The organism is Streptomyces sp. 2-1, assembly GCF_048564895.1.
In the GTDB taxonomy this organism is placed as follows: Bacteria; Actinomycetota; Actinomycetes; order Streptomycetales; family Streptomycetaceae; genus Streptomyces; species Streptomyces phaeochromogenes.
In genome coordinates this window covers 9,508,288-9,523,752 of sequence record NZ_CP183383.1, presented here as the reverse complement: position 1 = coordinate 9,523,752, position 15,465 = coordinate 9,508,288, and the positions used below count along the sequence as shown (strand labels likewise).

The 15,465-nt window shown below is 69.6% G+C and carries 12 protein-coding genes, 1 pseudogene and 1 riboswitch; of the genes and pseudogenes, 3 read left to right on the top strand and 10 right to left on the bottom strand.

The genetic code is table 11. The annotated features are described in order from the left end of the window. Window positions 1–291: 291 nt before the first annotated feature. Entirely contained in the window at window positions 292–1,482 is a 1,191-nt protein-coding gene (locus ACN20J_RS41745; protein WP_189839527.1) for a glutamate dehydrogenase, read from the top strand. Window positions 1,483–1,581: 99 nt separating this feature from the next. After that, entirely contained in the window at window positions 1,582–2,202 is a 621-nt protein-coding gene (locus ACN20J_RS41740) for a TetR/AcrR family transcriptional regulator (RefSeq protein ID WP_246574922.1), read from the top strand. 279 nt (window positions 2,203–2,481) lie between these two features. Here ACN20J_RS41740 and ACN20J_RS41735 read toward each other — a convergent pair whose 3' ends face one another. From ACN20J_RS41735 to ACN20J_RS41720, 4 genes are all read right to left on the bottom strand, one after another. Beyond that, window positions 2,482–3,267 carry an SGNH/GDSL hydrolase family protein gene (locus ACN20J_RS41735; protein WP_419667977.1) on the bottom strand — a complete coding sequence of 262 codons (786 nt, stop codon included), beginning with the start codon at window positions 3,265–3,267 and terminating at the stop codon, window positions 2,482–2,484. A 146-nt stretch (window positions 3,268–3,413) separates the two neighbouring features. Next, window positions 3,414–4,133 (bottom strand): DUF6250 domain-containing protein, encoded by a 720-nt coding sequence (locus ACN20J_RS41730; protein ID WP_419667976.1) that lies wholly within the window; start codon window positions 4,131–4,133, stop codon window positions 3,414–3,416. Window positions 4,134–4,340: 207 nt separating this feature from the next. Continuing rightward, entirely contained in the window at window positions 4,341–5,258 is a 918-nt protein-coding gene (locus ACN20J_RS41725; RefSeq protein WP_190227425.1) for a LysM peptidoglycan-binding domain-containing M23 family metallopeptidase, read from the bottom strand. Between the two features lie 4 nt (window positions 5,259–5,262). Next, window positions 5,263–5,427, bottom strand: a riboswitch (cyclic di-AMP (ydaO/yuaA leader). A gap of 295 nt (window positions 5,428–5,722) precedes the next feature. After that, entirely contained in the window at window positions 5,723–7,804 is a 2,082-nt protein-coding gene (locus ACN20J_RS41720; protein ID WP_419667975.1) for an alpha-galactosidase, read from the bottom strand. Between the two features lie 169 nt (window positions 7,805–7,973). Between ACN20J_RS41720 and ACN20J_RS41715 the strand changes: the two genes are divergently transcribed. Further along, window positions 7,974–8,771 (top strand): tyrosine-protein phosphatase, encoded by a 798-nt coding sequence (locus tag ACN20J_RS41715; protein ID WP_190227423.1) that lies wholly within the window; start codon window positions 7,974–7,976, stop codon window positions 8,769–8,771. 27 nt (window positions 8,772–8,798) lie between these two features. On the opposite strand, the gene ACN20J_RS41710 is transcribed toward ACN20J_RS41715, so the two are convergent. From ACN20J_RS41710 to hpnH, 6 genes and pseudogenes are all read right to left on the bottom strand, one after another. After that, window positions 8,799–8,924: a DUF6126 family protein gene (locus ACN20J_RS41710; protein ID WP_055616152.1), complete on the bottom strand. Its 126-nt coding sequence runs from the start codon at window positions 8,922–8,924 to the stop codon at window positions 8,799–8,801. Then, the gene (locus tag ACN20J_RS41705; RefSeq protein WP_189839533.1) at window positions 8,921–9,553 is read right to left on the bottom strand and encodes a helix-turn-helix domain-containing protein; all 633 of its coding nucleotides are present in this window, start codon (window positions 9,551–9,553) and stop codon (window positions 8,921–8,923) included. The genes ACN20J_RS41710 and ACN20J_RS41705 overlap by 4 nt, the downstream gene beginning before the upstream one ends. A 164-nt stretch (window positions 9,554–9,717) precedes the next feature. Continuing rightward, window positions 9,718–11,115, bottom strand: a complete 1,398-nt coding sequence (locus ACN20J_RS41700) for an aspartate aminotransferase family protein (protein WP_189839534.1) — start codon at window positions 11,113–11,115, stop codon at window positions 9,718–9,720. A 233-nt stretch (window positions 11,116–11,348) separates the two neighbouring features. Next, window positions 11,349–13,226, bottom strand: a pseudogene (dxs, locus tag ACN20J_RS41695) (1-deoxy-D-xylulose-5-phosphate synthase); the annotation flags it as partial. 29 nt (window positions 13,227–13,255) lie between these two features. Then, window positions 13,256–14,437: a flavodoxin-dependent (E)-4-hydroxy-3-methylbut-2-enyl-diphosphate synthase gene (gene ispG / locus ACN20J_RS41690; RefSeq protein ID WP_055616154.1), complete on the bottom strand. Its 1,182-nt coding sequence runs from the start codon at window positions 14,435–14,437 to the stop codon at window positions 13,256–13,258. Between the two features lie 4 nt (window positions 14,438–14,441). Then, window positions 14,442–15,464 carry an adenosyl-hopene transferase HpnH gene (hpnH, locus tag ACN20J_RS41685; RefSeq protein ID WP_189839535.1) on the bottom strand — a complete coding sequence of 341 codons (1,023 nt, stop codon included), beginning with the start codon at window positions 15,462–15,464 and terminating at the stop codon, window positions 14,442–14,444. Window position 15,465: the final 1 nt, after the last annotated feature.

The following is a 15,465-nucleotide window of genomic DNA, read 5'->3' as shown; positions in this document are numbered from 1 at the left end:
CATGGCGGGATCCATCGGGTACGACATCACGTTCTACTGAAGGTCCATTCAGTAAGTTGACAGATACATGCAGCACTTTCGATACTGACCGACCATTCAGTAAAGGCAGCCGGTACAGCACCGGGGCGCGGTGCGCACCCGGCCTCACGCCGGTCAAACGCTCCGAACCTGTCACCTTGTTCCCCTGATCCCCCCTGTTTCCGTCTTTCCCAGTCCTCAGTCCCAGTCCTCAGTTCCCAGTTTCCGGTTCCCAGATCACCGTTCCCCAGATCCCCGTTCCCGAGGAGCCCCATGACCGCCCAGGACAGCAGCCCGTTGATGACGCTCACCTGGACCGACCACGTCACCGGCCGCCAGGGGCATCTGGTCGTCGACCGGCTGGTGCGCGGTGTCTCCAGCGGCGGGCTGCGCATGCGGGCGGGCTGCACGCTGGACGAGGTCACCGGGCTCGCCCGTGGCATGACCATGAAAGAGGCCCTGCACTACAACCCCGAGAGCCGCTACGTGCCGCTGGGCGGCGCCAAGGGCGGCATCGACTGCGATCCCCAGGCCCCGGAGGCGTACGGCCTGCTCGTGCGTTATCTGCGGGCCATGCGCCCGTACATCGAGAGCCTCTGGACCACCGGGGAGGATCTCGGCCTCACCCAGGACCTCGTCGACCGGGCCGCGACGGAGGCGGGGCTCGTGTCGTCGATCCAGGCCGTGTATCCGCTGCTCGACGACGAGGCGGCGGCCCGGCGGCGGCTGGCGGACGCGTTCGCGGTCGAGGTGGACGGCATCGGGCTCGACGAGCTGGTTGGCGGCTGCGGGGTGGCCGAGTCGGTCCTCGCGGCCCTCGACCGGGCCGGGGTCGCGTACGAGGGGACCCGGGTCTCCGTGCAGGGTCTGGGCACGATGGGCGGGGCCACGGCCCGCTTCCTCACGCGCGCGGGGCTCAGAATCGTGGCCGTCGCCGACGTGAAGGGCACGATCGCCAACCCCGAGGGGCTCGACGTCGACGCGCTGCTCGCCGCACGGGACACGTACGGAACGATCGACCGCGCGGCGCTGCGTCCGGGCGACCGCGAACTGCCCGGCGACGCCTGGCTGTCCACCGACGCCGACGTACTGGTTCCGGCGGCGGTCTCGTACGCGATCGACGCCACCAACCAGGGGCGGATCACAGCCCGTTGGATCGTCGAGGCCGCCAACATGCCCGTCCTGCCTGGCGCGGAGCAGCAGCTCGCCGGCCGCGGTGTCACCGTCCTGCCGGACGTCGTGGTCAACTCCGGGACCAACGCCTGGTGGTGGTGGACGCTGTTCGGCGACATCGGGGCCGACGCGGACGAGGCGTTCGCGTACACGCGGCGTTCGATGCGTGCCCTGATCGACCAGACGCTCGCGCGCGCGGAGGCCGACGGGACGACACCACGGGCAGCCGCGCACGCCATCGTCGCCGACCGGCTGCCGGTGATCGCGGAGCGGTTCGGCTGGTACCGCTGACGCCGTCGGCGAGGCCGGGCGGGAACGGTGACCGCCCGGCCGCGGCCGGTAACCGACCCTCCACCGGCGTGCCCCGGGGCGACGCAATAGGGTTGCCCGGTGGCAAGAGTGCGGTTGAGCGTGGCGGAGCGGCGTGAGGAACTGCTGCGGGCCGCCATCCAGCAGATCGAGGGGCGGGGCGTGTCCGCGGTGCGGATCGCCGATGTGGCGACCGCGCTCGGGGTGAGCAACGCGCTGGTGCTCTATCACTTCTCGACCAAGGAGAAACTGGTCGCCGCCGCGTTCACCTACGCGGCCGAGGACGACCTCGCCCATCTCCGCAAGCTGCTCGGCCGCCGGACGACCGCGCTGCGGCGGCTGCGCGCGGCGGTCCGCTGGTACGCGCCGACCGGGCAGGCCAAGGGCTGGCGGCTGTGGATCGAGGGCTGGGCGGTGGCGCTGCGCGAGCCCACGCTCCGGGACGTCACCCGTGACCTCGACCGGCAGTGGAAGGCCGCGATCACCGAGGTCATCGCGGAGGGCGTGGCCGCGGGCGAGTTCCACTGCCCGGACCCCACGAGTACGGCCCTGCGCCTCACCGCCCTGCTGGACGGGCTCGCCGTCCAGATGACGGCGTACCCCGGCGCGGTCTCACGCGCCCGCACCCAGGAGTGGGTGGACGAGGCACTGGCCCGGGAGCTGGGCCTGGACCGCGAGGCGCTGACGACTCCGGGCGCCTGAGGCGGCGTACCGACGCACCGTCGATTCGCCGGGCGAGGGGACAGCGAGGCCTCGTCGACATCACCGCCGAGCGACGGTGGGGCTTGCCCGGCATCACCGCCCGCAAGACGGTTCGCGGCCTCGCCACAAAGAATTTCGGCCTCACCCACAACGAAGCAGCGGGGCTCCCCCGACGTCACCCGTCAGGGAAGCCCCGCCCCTCCGCGGACATTCGGGCCGCAGAGCAAGACCGCCGGTCGAACCACGGCCCGCCCCGAAGGCCCTCAGGCCCCCGGACCTTCAAGCCACCGGCTCGATCCGCATCTTGATGTCGTCGGGCGACAGGCTCCCCTTCGCCACCACGCGGTCCCCGGAGGACTCCCCGCGAAGGCGCCGCCCGATCCACGGGACCAGGTACTCGCGCGCCCAGTGGATGTTGTCGCGCCGCATTTCGAGCGTGCCGCGCGGCGGCAGCGGCGGCCATGGCTGGTCGGGATCCGCGGGCACTTCCAGGCCGAGGACCTGGCCGGCGCGCAGGGCGACCCGCGTGTGCCCCTCGGGCGACAGATGGAGCCGGTCGCCGTCCCAGGCCCGCCGGTCCTGGATGGTCCTGAGGGACCACAGGTCGAGCACGGGACAGCCGTACCGGTCGGCGATGGACCGGATATGGAGGTTGTACGTGGCGATCTTGCCGCGCATGTGCTTGAGCACGGGTACGCCACGGGTGTCGAAGCCGGTGGTCACGAGGACCGTGCCGACGGCCGACGTGAGGTCCGCGACGGCGCGCTCGAAGCGCTCCGCGACCTCGTCGGGGTCGGTGCCCGGCCGGATGATGTCGTTGCCGCCCGCGCAGAAGGAGACCAGGTCGGGCGCGAGCTCCTTCGCGCGCGTCAACTGGTCCTCGACGATCTGGTCGAGGAGTTTCCCGCGGACTGCGAGGTTGGTGTAGTCGAAGTCGCCCTCGGGCCGACGGTCCGCGAGAAGCACCGCGAACCGGTCGGCCCAGCCGACGGACGCCCCGTCCGGGCCAAGGTCGCCGACGCCCTCGGTGAAGCTGTCCCCCACCGCCACGTACGACCCGATCACTGATCTGTTGTCATTCTTCGAATCGTCTGCCACATCGGGCCATGATTCACCTTCGGGTGTGAGCTACGCGACCGTAGGAAAGGGTTGACGCGCGGTGAGATAAGCCACTCGTCAAGTGTTGGTCAATCTCGGAATAAGGGGCTCCATCAGGGACGTTGTCGCAGCTCTCGCACCCTGAAGTCCGTGATCCTGAAGTGACTCCAGACCGTCCGGAACGCGAAGTGCCCGCTCGTGTACGGCTCTTGGTCCACGAAGTCGAAGACGAGCCGCCCGTTGTTCCACCACCGGACCGTCGAGCCGTTCGAGACGATCCTGACGCGGTTGGGCTCGTTCGCCGTGAGCAAGGGCTCTGTGTAGTCGAAGACCAGCGGGCGCACACCCGCCTCACCGACGTAACGGCGCAGCCTGGTCGTGGTGTTGGTGTTGGCTCCGTATCCGGCGTAGTACGTCGTGAGGTGGTCGTACTCGTCGAGCGCACCGCCCCGGTGCGTGGCGAAGAGGTCCTCCGGGGAGCGGACGTCCGTGGCGTTCCAGAAGTTGTTGAGGTCCGAGACCCGGTCGTTGGCGCCGCCCGCGGAGACCGGTGTGGCGGTGTACTCCAGGACATAGGGCCCTCGGAGCTTGCGCTTGAACCACACAGTCGCGCCGCTCGGCACGTCTATCTCCAGGACGCCGCGGGACGCGGTGACGCTGCCGCCGTCCTGCAGTTCCGTCGCCCACTGGCCGAGGCCGTGCCGGAAGTCGTCGCGGGCGATGAGCCGCCCCGGACGGCCCCGGACCGCCGCACCCGCGGTCTGCGCGGGGGCCAGCGCGGTGAGTGCGGCACCGGCGGCCAGGACTCCGAACGCTCTGCGTGTGGTCGTCATGAAGACCTCCATGGCAGGGAAGGCGCATAGAAAGCGCTTGCGGAGATCACTGTGCCGCGACTTCCGCATCCCTGTCGACACATCGCCCGGCCATGCCACAGACGTGCCACAGAACCGAAACACCGAAGACCGGACCCCGGGGATCACCGGGTCCGGCCTTCGGAGACGAGCGGAGTGGTACGCCGTGCGGGCGTGCCTGGCGTCGGGTCAGACGGAGACGCCCTTGCCACGCAGGTACGCCAGCGGGTCCACGTCCGAGCCGTAGTCCGGGGTGGTGCGGATCTCGAAGTGCAGGTGCGGGCCGGTGACGTTGCCCGTCGCGCCGGAGAGGCCGACCTGCTGGCCCTCGGTCACGGCCTGTCCGGCCGAGACGGAGAGGGAGGACAGGTGGGCGTACTGGGCGTAGTGGCCGTCCTCGAGCTGGATGACGACCTGGTTGCCGTACGCGCCGCCCCAGCCGGCGGAGACGACCGTGCCCGCACCGACGGACTTGAGGGACGTGCCGGTCGGGACCACGAAGTCGACGCCGGTGTGGTACCCGCTGGACCACATGCTGCCCGACATCTTGTACGGGGTGCCGACGCCCGCGCCCGCGACCGGCAGCGTGAAGCCGGCGGCACTGGCCTCGGCGGCCTTTGGAGCGGCAGCAGCCTTGGGGGCCGCGGCCTTCTTCGCGGAGGACTGGGTGGTCTTGGAGGCGCCGGAGTCGGAGCTCGACGTGGCGGCGGCCTTGCCGATCGACAGCTTCAGGCCCGGGTGGATCAGCGCCGGGTCACCGCCGATCGCCTTGCGGTTGTCCTCGTACAGCTTCTTCCAGCCGCCGCTGACGTTCTGCGTGCCGGCGATCTTCGACAGGGAGTCGCCCGCTCGCACGGAATAGGTCTTGGCGGCGGCCTTCTTCGCCTCGGCCTTCTTGTCGGCGGCGGCAGGCGCCGATTCGGCGGCCTTGTTCGCGACATTCGAGACGCTCGCCACGGAATCGGCGGCGGACTGCGAAGTCGCGGCGTGCGCCCCGGTCGCACCGAGCAGCGGAAGGGCGAGCGCCGCGCCGCCGGTTCCGGCGACGGCTATGGAGCGGGTGAAACGCTGGGACTTGGGACGGCGGTGCTTACCCTTCGCGGGCATGGCGAATTCCTCTCCGGCGCCTGCGAGGTGAGCTGTCGGGTGCGAGCTGGAGATGCCCGGCCGTGTTTGCGCACGACTTAACCCCTAGCCGTTCCGGAGACCGGAACAGGCGTTCTACCTGTGGGTCCCCCGCTCCTGCCGTGTACGGGTGGGTGAGCGGATTCCGGGCGGCGGCAGGATTGGGCGTCCGTCCGGATTGGTGGCGAACGTAAGCGACATGAAGACGCAGGAACAACCTTTGGGGTTTCCTGTGTGCCCCGTTCTCTTGATCCCTGACCGAAATGACGGTCACGCTGCGTAAATCAGGGATCTTCCCCGTTTGTTAAATCCCTGAAAACGCAACCGAATTACGTGAACATGGCGACAGCGGACCGTCACGAATATGACGCTGCTCACGGAGTGCCGTTCCAGGAGCCTTTATTCCAGAGCGAGTTGGAACCAATGCTCCATTACGGACACAACAGTCACATGCGACGCAGCCGGAAAACTGCCGCATCAAGGTCGCCGCGCAACCCCGTCCGCAATCCGTGATGCAACAGCACCGCACCTCGGTGGACTTCGCCCGTTTCGAGGCATTCGTACGTCGCCGCCGGGTCGAGCCCGCGCAGTCGCACCGGAGCGACCGGCTCGCCGTAGTGCTGGGCCTGGAGCCAGGCGAGGACGACGACCTCCCCGTCACGCGAGTACTGCACGGCGCTCAGCCCGCCCTCCGGCGCCCGCAGCCGGTGGAGGTCCCCGCCCTGCACGACGGGCCGGATCTCCTTGTAGAGCTCCACCCACGTCCGCGCCTCGGCCAGCTCCTCCTCGTTCCACCGGGTCAGGTCGCCGCCGACACCGAGCACGCCGGCCATCGCGCTCACGAAGCGGAAGCGCAGCGAGCTGGCGCGGCCGTTGAGCTGGTCGTTCGGACTGTCGGTGACCCAGGCGGCCATCACCCGCGCGGGATGCACCTGGCTGAAGCCGTGCTGGATGGCGAGCCGGTCGAGCGGGTCGGTGTTGTCCGAGGTCCACACCTGGTCCGTACGCGCCATGATCCCGAGGTCGATACGGCCGCCGCCGCCCGAGCAGGACTCGAAGGCGACGCCCGGATGGGCCGCCCGCAGCCGGTCCAGGAGGCGGTACAGGGCGTGCACATGGTCCACCCAGAGCCGCTGCGGGTAGGCCTCGCCGGGCCACCCCGCGTCGGTGAAGCAGCGGTTGAAGTCCCACTTCACGTAGTCGATCGGCGCACTGGAGAGCAGCGTGTCGAGCTGCTCCCACAGGTACTCCTGGACGTCCTCGCGGGCGAGGTTCAGTACGAGCTGATTGCGCAGCTCCGTCCTCTTTCGTCCCGGTTGGAACTGCACCCAGTCGGGATGCGCTCGGTACAGCTCGCTGTCCGGGTTGACCATCTCGGGCTCGACCCAGATCCCGAACTGCATCCCCATCGCGTGCACCTCGTCGGCGAGGGGCTTGAGACCCGCCGGGAAGCGGTCGGGGTTGGGCGTCCAGTCGCCGAGCCCGGCCCGGTCGCTGGTGCGCGCCCCGAACCAGCCGTCGTCGACCACGAACAGCTCGACCCCCATCGCGGCGGCCCGTCGCGCCAGCGCCCCCTGCTGCTCCTCGGAGATGTCGAACTCCGTGGCCTCCCAGGAGTTGTAGAGCACCGGCCGGTGCTCGCCCGCGTCCGGGATCACATGGGCGTGCTGGTAGGCGTGCCAGGCACGGCTCGCGCCGCCGAATCCGCCGTCGCTCCACAACCCCGCGAAGACGGGTGTGACGAAGCTCTCCCCCGGCTCCAGTCGCAGCAGCCCCGAGTCGTCGTACCCGACGCCGCCGGTGATCTGCACGCGCGCGTCAGGGAGTTGGGCCACGGCGATCCGCCAGGTGCCCGACCAGGCGAGGGCGCACCCGTAGACCTCGCCCTGCTCCTCGGTGGCCGCTCCGTCGGGGTCCAGGGCGACCCAGGGCAGGTGCTGGTGCGAGGTGTGCCCGCGCCGGCTGCCGATGACCTTCTCACCGTAGGTGAGTTCGGAGCGCACGAGCCGGGACTCGGCCGCCCACCGGCCATGCAGCTGGGACAGCCGCCAGCCGTCGCGGTGCGGCAGCGTCCAGGCCGCGGAGTCTGCGCGCAGCACCTCCAGGGCGGGCCCTTCGTTGGCGAGGGTCACCCACCGCTCGACGACGTCGGTCCCGGCACGCATCCGGTAGTGCAGCGTGATCCTGAGCCCGGAGTCGGAGAACCGCAGCCGCAGCTCGTCGCCGTCGGCCTCGTACGTCTCGAAGCTCCACTCGGTGCCGCGCCGCTCGTCCGTACGCACGGACAGGGCGGGCCGCCCGAACCGGGGGCCGCCCTCCACCGGGTACTCCTCGTGCCCGTCGAGGGTGGCCTCGAAGGCCCAGTACTCCGGTCCCGGGCCGGCGGCGAGTGCCTCGGCGTCGGCGAGCGCGATACGCGGACCCCAGTGCAGATGCAGCAGCGCGTCGTCCTCGCCGAGCCGCAGGGCATAACTGCTCGCCGGGCCCGAAAGAAGCCACGTACGACCGTCTTCGCCGATCTCCAACATCAAACCCTCACAGATCCGAACAGGCACGCTCAATCATCAACATCATTATGGGCCGCGTGCCTCCCCGGCAACGCCTGTGGACAACTCATTGGCCTACGAATCGATGTCGTATCGTCGAGAACGCACTTCGCCGACGAGCCGCGTCGGCAGCCGAATGGGAGGAGCCCCCGTGACGCAGCAGGTCCCGTCGACCGAGCCCGAGCTGGCTGGAGTGCGCAACTTCCGTGATGTGGGCGGCCTGCCGACGGTGGACGGCCGACGCGTGGCGTACGGACGGCTGTTCCGCAGCGGCCATCTCGCGCACGCGACGGAGTCGGACGCCGCGTTCCTCGCGTCCCTGGGCCTGCACACGATCTTCGACTTCCGGAATGCGGCCGACCAGAAGCTCGAAGGACCGGACGTCGAGCTGCCGGGTGTGCGGAACGTGAATCTTCCGCTGACCGACCCGGCGCACGGCGCCGAGTTCTGGACGATGGTCCGCGACGGCGACATCGACCAGTTGCGCTCGATCCTCGGGGACGGCAAGGCGGCGGACCGGATGATCGGTTCCTACCGCGCGATAATCCAGGAGCGCACGGCCGAGCACCGCCAGGTGCTGCACTCGATGGCCGAGGACAGCGTCCCCGCCCTGATGCACTGTGCGGCGGGCAAGGACCGCGCCGGCATCTCCATCGCCATCACCCTGCTCGCCCTGGGCGTCGAGCGCGAGGCCATCGTCGCGGACTACCTGGAGTCGAACGCGACGCACCGCCGCTACAAGGTGCACCGCAGCAAGTCCTCCGCCTCGGCGTACTCACCCGAGGTGATGGAGCTGCTCAGCCCCCTCTTCGACGCGCGCGCCGAGTACCTGGAAGCGGCGTTCGACACGATCGAGGAGAAGTGGGGCGGGGTGGACGCGTATCTGGAGCAGGGCCTGGGCGTGACCCCCGAGATCCGCGAGCGCCTGCGGGAGCGGTTCCTCGACTGACCGGCTTCCCGCCCCTCGAGACGGCGGCTACTGCCCCTGCGCTCCGAGCGAGAACAGCAGGTAGATGAAGGCGGCGAAGATGTGCCCGACCGCCACGTAGATGATGAGCCGTACCCACAGAGCGCGCGGGAACTTCTCCTCCATGTCCTTCATGACGTCTCTCCAGGGGTCGTCGGCCCGAGGCACAGCGTGGCCGTGGGGCTCTGCAGCAGGGTGTGTACGAAGAGGAGTTCGGCCCCGTCCCGGTCCGCGGCGGCGATCCGGTGCGGGGTCAGCGAGTCGAAGTGCGCGCTGTCGCCGGGCTCGAGGACGTGCGCGGTGTCCCCGAGGCGCAGCCGCAGCCGCCCTTCAAGGACGTACAGCCACTCCTCGCCGGGGTGCACCCGCACGATGTCGCCCTGGGCTCCGTAGGGGACGTGCACGCGCAGGGACTGCATGCCGCGTCCGGCCGCACCGGCCTGCCAGTACGTCCAGCCACCGGCCTGGGTGGGCTCCATGTCGTCGGCTCGCACGACGGCGTCCCGCTCGGCGACCGTCTCGCCGAGCAGCTCGGAGACGGTCGTACCGTAGATGCGGGCCAGCGCGAGCAGCATCGGCAGCGAGGGCTGGCGCTGTCCGGTCTCCAGACGGGACAGATGCGCGGGCGAGAGCCCGGCGGCGCGGGCCGCGGACTCCAGGGTGAGGGAGGCACGGCGCCGCAGGGCACGCAGTTGCGGTGCGACCGCGGGCAGCTCGTCGGCCGCCCCCGGCTCGGAAGGGCTCGTACCCTCGACAGGGTTCATGCCTCCATTGAGCCGGAGGCTTACCTCTGAGGCAAATTTCTTACCTCAGAGGCAAAAGTGAGGCGGGCCCACGGCGCGCAGGCCGGGCCACGCCGCCGAGGCCGGTCCCGCGGCGACAAGGCCGGTCCCGCGGCAGAGGCCCCTACCGGTTGGGGCAGAGGTCCCTACCGGTTGGCGACCGCCTGCTTCACCAGTGTCTTCCCGAAGTCCCACATCAGCCCGCCCCCGCTGTGCGCGTCGTCCATCACCGCGGTGAAGGCCTCCACGAACCGGTCGACGTCCCGCTCCCCGACGACCAGCGGCGGAATCAGCTTGATCACCTCCAGGTGATCGCCGGAGACCTGGGTGAGGATCCGGTGCCGTTGGAGCAGCGGCACGACCACCATCTGGGCGAACAGCCCCTTCCGCGCGGCCTGCAGCATCGTCCAACGGCTGCGCAGCTTCAGCGACTTGGGCCGCCCGAACTCGATGCCGATCATCAGCCCACGGCCGCGCACATCACTCAGCAGCTCGTACTTGTCGACGAGCGCCGCGAGCCGGGACTTCAACTGCTCCCCCGTGGCCCGGGCGTTGGCGACGATCTGCTCGTTCTCCATGACCGAGAGGACGGCGAGGCCCGCCGCCATGGCCTGCGCGTTGGCCCCGAAGCTCGCGGAGTGCACGAGGACGCGGTCCATGGTCGAGTAGACCTTCTTGAAGATCCAGTCCTTGCCGAGGGTGGCCCCGACGGGCACATACCCGCCGGACAGTGCCTTGGCCACGCACACCAGGTCCGGCTCCACGCCGTCCTCGTGCTGGTAGGCGTAGAAGTCCCCGGTCCGGCCGAGCCCCGTCTGCACCTCGTCCGCGATGAGGAGCGCCTTGTGCTTGCGCAGCAACTCCTGTGCGGCGCGCAGATATCCGGGCGGCGACTCGTGCACCCCCTTGCCCTGGATCGGCTCGACGATCAGCGCGGCGACGTCGCCCTTCTTCAACTCCCTTGCCAGCGCGTCTAGATCGCCGAGCGGGACGGCCGTGTCGGGCAGCAGCGGGGCGAAGCCGTCCCGGAAGCCGTCCTCGCCGTTGACGGACAGGGACCCGGTGGTCAGACCGTGGAAGGCGTGGGTGCAGTACAGGACCCTCGGCTTCCCGGTCGCGTAGCGGGCGAACTTCAGCGCGGTCTCGACTGCCTCCGTACCGCTGTTGCCGAAGAACACCCGGTCCAGATGCGGGCTGTGCGTGAGCAGCTTCTCCGCCAGCAGCCCGGGCAGCGGCTGGCAGTCGAAGCGGGTGAGGTCGGCGAGCTGGGCGTCGAGGACGTCGTGCAGCGCCTTGCGGACGACGGGGTGATGGCGGCCCAGGCCCATCACCCCGAACCCGGCCAGCATGTCCAGGTACTCGTTGCCGTCCGCGTCCCAGAAGTACGCGCCCTCGGCCCGCTCGTAGACCTTGTCGAAGCCGATGGTGTGCAGCATGCGCGGCAGCTGGTGGTTCAGATGCTTCGCGTGCAGCTCGTAGCGCTCGGCTCCGCGCTCGGCAAGCAGACCGGTGAGGTCGAACTCCTGGGACTTGCTGGTCGTCATTCCTGTTTCTCCTTGGACGCGTGCTCCTTGCCCGCCGGCTTCTTGGCGGTCTGCCTCTTCGCGACGCGCTGCCTGGCGGGCTGCGCCCTCGAAGCGCCTGAAGCGCCCTGCCCGGCGGACCGCGCCTTCGAGCCGCCCGACGCGGGAGCCTTACCGTCAGCGGCCTTCCCGTTCACAGCCCGCCGCGCCTCGGGGACCTGCCCCTCGACCGCGGATTCGGCCTCCGTGACCGTCGAGCGCGCCTCCTGAGTGGCCAGGCTCGCGCTGATCCGCCCGGCGATCTCGACCGGCGTGAGGCCGATGTCGGCGAGCACCTCACCCCGTTTGGCGTGCGCGAGGAACTGCTCGGGGATCCCGAACCGCCGTACGGGCACGTCGACTTCGGCGTCCCCGAGGGCGAGCGCGACCGCCGAGCCCACGCCGGCCGCCCGGCTGTTGTCCTCGACGACGGCGACCAGGCGGTGCTCGGCGGCGAGGCCGGGCAGCGCGGGATCGACGGGCTTGACCCAACGCGGGTCCACGACCGTGCAGTTGACGCCCCGCGCCTCCAGCAGTTCGGCCGCCTGGAGACACACCGGCGCCATCACGCCGACGGCCACGAGGAGCACTTCGGGCCGCTCGCCGCGATGCAGGACGTCCAGGCCGCCCACCCGGTCGACCGCCGGAACGACCGGCCCCACCGACTCCTTGGGGAACCGGATCAGGGTCGGGGCGTCGTCCACGGCGACCGCCTCGCGCAGCTGGGCGCACAGCTGGTCGGCGTCGCGCGGCGCGGCGATCCTGAGCCCCGGCACGACCTGGAGGATGGACATGTCCCACATGCCGTTGTGTGACGCGCCGTCAACTCCCGTGACACCGGCCCGGTCCAGCACGAAGGTCACTCCGCAGCGATGCAGTGCGACATCCATCAGCAACTGGTCGAAGGCGCGGTTCAGGAAGGTCGCGTACACCGCGACGACCGGATGCAGTCCGCCCGTCGCGAGCCCGGCCGCGGACACCGCCGCGTGCTGCTCGGCGATGCCGACGTCCCACACCCGGTCGGGGAACCTCTCCGCGAACTTCGCGAGTCCCACCGGGTGCAGCATGGCCGCCGTGATCGCGACGACGTCCTGGCGCGCCTCCCCGATCCGTACGATCTCGTCGCCGAACACCGAGGTCCAGGAAGGGCCGTTGGAGGGCGCGAGGGGCTCGCAGGTGAGCGGGTCCATCACGCCGACGGTGTGGAAGTGGTCCTCCTCGTGGGCGATCGCGGGCTCGTAGCCGCGCCCCTTCTCGGTCAGACAGTGGATGAGTACGGGCCCGTGGAAGCGCTTCGCGCGCCGCAGCGCCGACTCCACCGCGCCCACGTCGTGCCCGTCGATCGGGCCCACGTACTTCAGCCCCAGGTCCTCGAACATGCCCTGCGGCGCGAACGCGTCCTTGAACCCCTTCTTCGCGCCGTGCAGCGACTCGTAGAGGGTGCCGCCGACGACGGGCATGCCCAGCAGCACGTCCTTGCCCCAGGCCAGGACCTTCTCGTAGCTGTCGGTGGTCCGCAGGGTCGCCAGATGGTTCGCGAGACCGCCGATGGTCGGCGAGTACGAGCGCTCGTTGTCGTTGACGACGATGATGAGCGGCCGGTCCTTGGCCGCCGCGATGTTGTTCAGCGCCTCCCACGCCATGCCGCCGGTGAGGGCGCCGTCGCCGATGACCGCGACGACGTGCCCCTTCTCCCCCTGCACCTGGCGGGCCTTGGCGAGCCCGTCGGCCCAGCCGAGCGCGGTGGACGCGTGGCTGTTCTCGATGATGTCGTGCTCGGACTCCTCACGCGACGGGTAGCCCGAGAGGCCGCCCTTGCCGCGCAGCTTGGAGAAGTCCTGACGTCCCGTCAGCAGCTTGTGTACGTAGCTCTGATGGCCGGTGTCCCACAAAATGCGGTCGACCGGCGACTCGAAGACCCGGTGGAGCGCGATGGAGAGTTCCACCACCCCCAGGTTGGGCCCCAGATGACCGCCGGTCCTGGCGACCGCGTGCACCAGGAACTCCCGGATCTCGTCGCCCAGTTGACCTATCTCCGCCTCGGACAGCGCTTTCAGGTCGCGTGGTCCCCGGATGCTCTCCAGAATCGTCACGCTCGGCCCCCTCTCGGTCCGTGCTGCAGCTAACTCGCGGTGACGGTGGGTTGCCCCGGCACCGTGACCTCCGGCTCGCCTGACGCGACGCCGTCCGCCTCCATCTGCTCGGCGATCTTCATCGCCTCGTCGATGAGGGTCTCCACGATCTTCGACTCGGGCACGGTCTTGATGACCTCGCCCTTGACGAAGATCTGGCCCTTGCCATTGCCGGAGGCGACCCCCAGGTCCGCCTCCCTGGCCTCTCCCGGTCCGTTGACGACGCAGCCCATGACCGCGACACGGAGGGGCACTTCCATGCCCTCCAGGCCGGCCGTGACCTCGTCGGCCAGTTTGTAGACGTCGACCTGGGCCCGCCCGCAGGAGGGACAGGAGACGATCTCCAGCCGCCGCTGCCTGAGATTGAGCGACTCCAGGATCTGGATGCCGACCTTGCACTCCTCGGCGGGCGGTGCGCTCAGGGAGACCCGGATGGTGTCCCCGATGCCCTCGGCGAGCAGCGCCCCGAAGGCCACCGCGGACTTGATGGTCCCCTGGAAGGCCGGGCCCGCCTCGGTCACGCCGAGGTGCAGCGGGTAGTCGCACTGGGCCGCCAGCTGCCGGTAGGCGTTGACCATCACGACCGGGTCGTTGTGCTTGACCGAGATCTTGATGTCCCGGAACCCGTGCTCCTCGAAGAGCGACGCCTCCCACAGCGCCGACTCCACGAGCGCCTCGGGCGTGGCCTTCCCGTACTTCTGGAGCAGCCGCCGGTCCAGCGAACCGGCGTTGACCCCGATCCGGATCGGCGTGCCGTGGTCCTTCGCGGCCCGCGCGATCTCCTTCACCTTGTCGTCGAACTGCTTGATGTTGCCCGGGTTCACGCGGACCGCCGCGCAGCCCGCCTCGATCGCGGCGAACACGTACTTCGGCTGGAAGTGGATGTCCGCGATCACCGGGATCTGCGACTTGCGCGCGATGGTGGCCAGCGCGTCCGCGTCGTCCTGTGTGGGACAGGCGACACGGACGATCTGGCAGCCGGACGCGGTGAGTTCGGCGATCTGCTGCAGGGTGGCGCCGATGTCCGACGTACGCGTCGTCGTCATCGACTGGACGGACACGGGTGCCCCGCCCCCGACCGCCACCGGTCCGACCTGGATCTGCCGCGATACGCGGCGCTCCGCGATCGGCCGGACCGGTACCTCGGGGAGGCCCAAGGAGATGGCGGTCATGACGTCACCCGCGGTTTCCGGAGACGGTGTCGCGGGCGGCCCGCAGGGACTCCTTGAGGGAGCCCATGGTGGCCAGGACCGCGGTCGGCTCGTAGCCGCAGTGCGCCATGCAGTTGGCGCAGCGCGGGTCCTTGCCGCGGCCGTACGAGTCCCAGTCGGTGTCCTCGATGAGTTCCCGGTACGTGGTGACGTACCCGTCGCTCATCAGGTAGCAGGGCTTCTGCCAGCCGAAGAGCGAGTAGTTGGGGATCGCCCACGCCGTGCACGGGAAGTCGACCTTGCCCTCCAGGAAGTCCAGGAAGAGCGGGGAGTGGTTGAGCCGCCAGCGCCGCCGGTTGCCGCCCGCGAAGGCCTTCTTGAACAGTTCGCGGGTCTGCTCGACGCCCAGGAAGTGCTCCTGGTCGGGCGCCTTCTCGTAGGCGTACGCGGGCGAGATCATCATCTCGTCCACCTTCAGGTCGTCATTGAGGAAGTTGAGTACCTCGATGATCGTCTGCGGGGTGTCGGTGTTGAAGAAGGTCGAGTTGGTGGTGACCCGGAAGCCCCGCTTCTTGGCCTCCTTGATGGCCGCCACGGCCTCGTCGAACACACCCTCCTTCGCGACGGACTCGTCGTGCCGCTCCTTCAGGCCGTCGATGTGCACGGCGAACGCGAAGTACGGCGAGGGCGTGAACTTGTCCATCTTCTTGCGCATCAGCATGGCGTTGGTGCACAGGAAGACGTACTTCTTCCTGGCCACCAGCTGCCGCACGATCTCGTCGATCTTCGGGTGCATCAGGGGTTCGCCGCCGGCGATGGACACCATCGGCGCGCCGGACTCCAGCACCGCCCCGACGGCCTGGGCCACCGGCATGCGCTGCTTGAGCACTCCGGCCGGGTGCTGGATCTTGCCGCAGCCCTCGCATGCCAGATTGCAGGCGTAGAGCGGTTCAAGCTCGACGATCAGCGGAAACTTGTCCCGCTTGCGCAGTTTCTGTTCAAAGAGATACGTCGCGACCTTGATGGTCTGGCGGAGCGGCATGGCCATC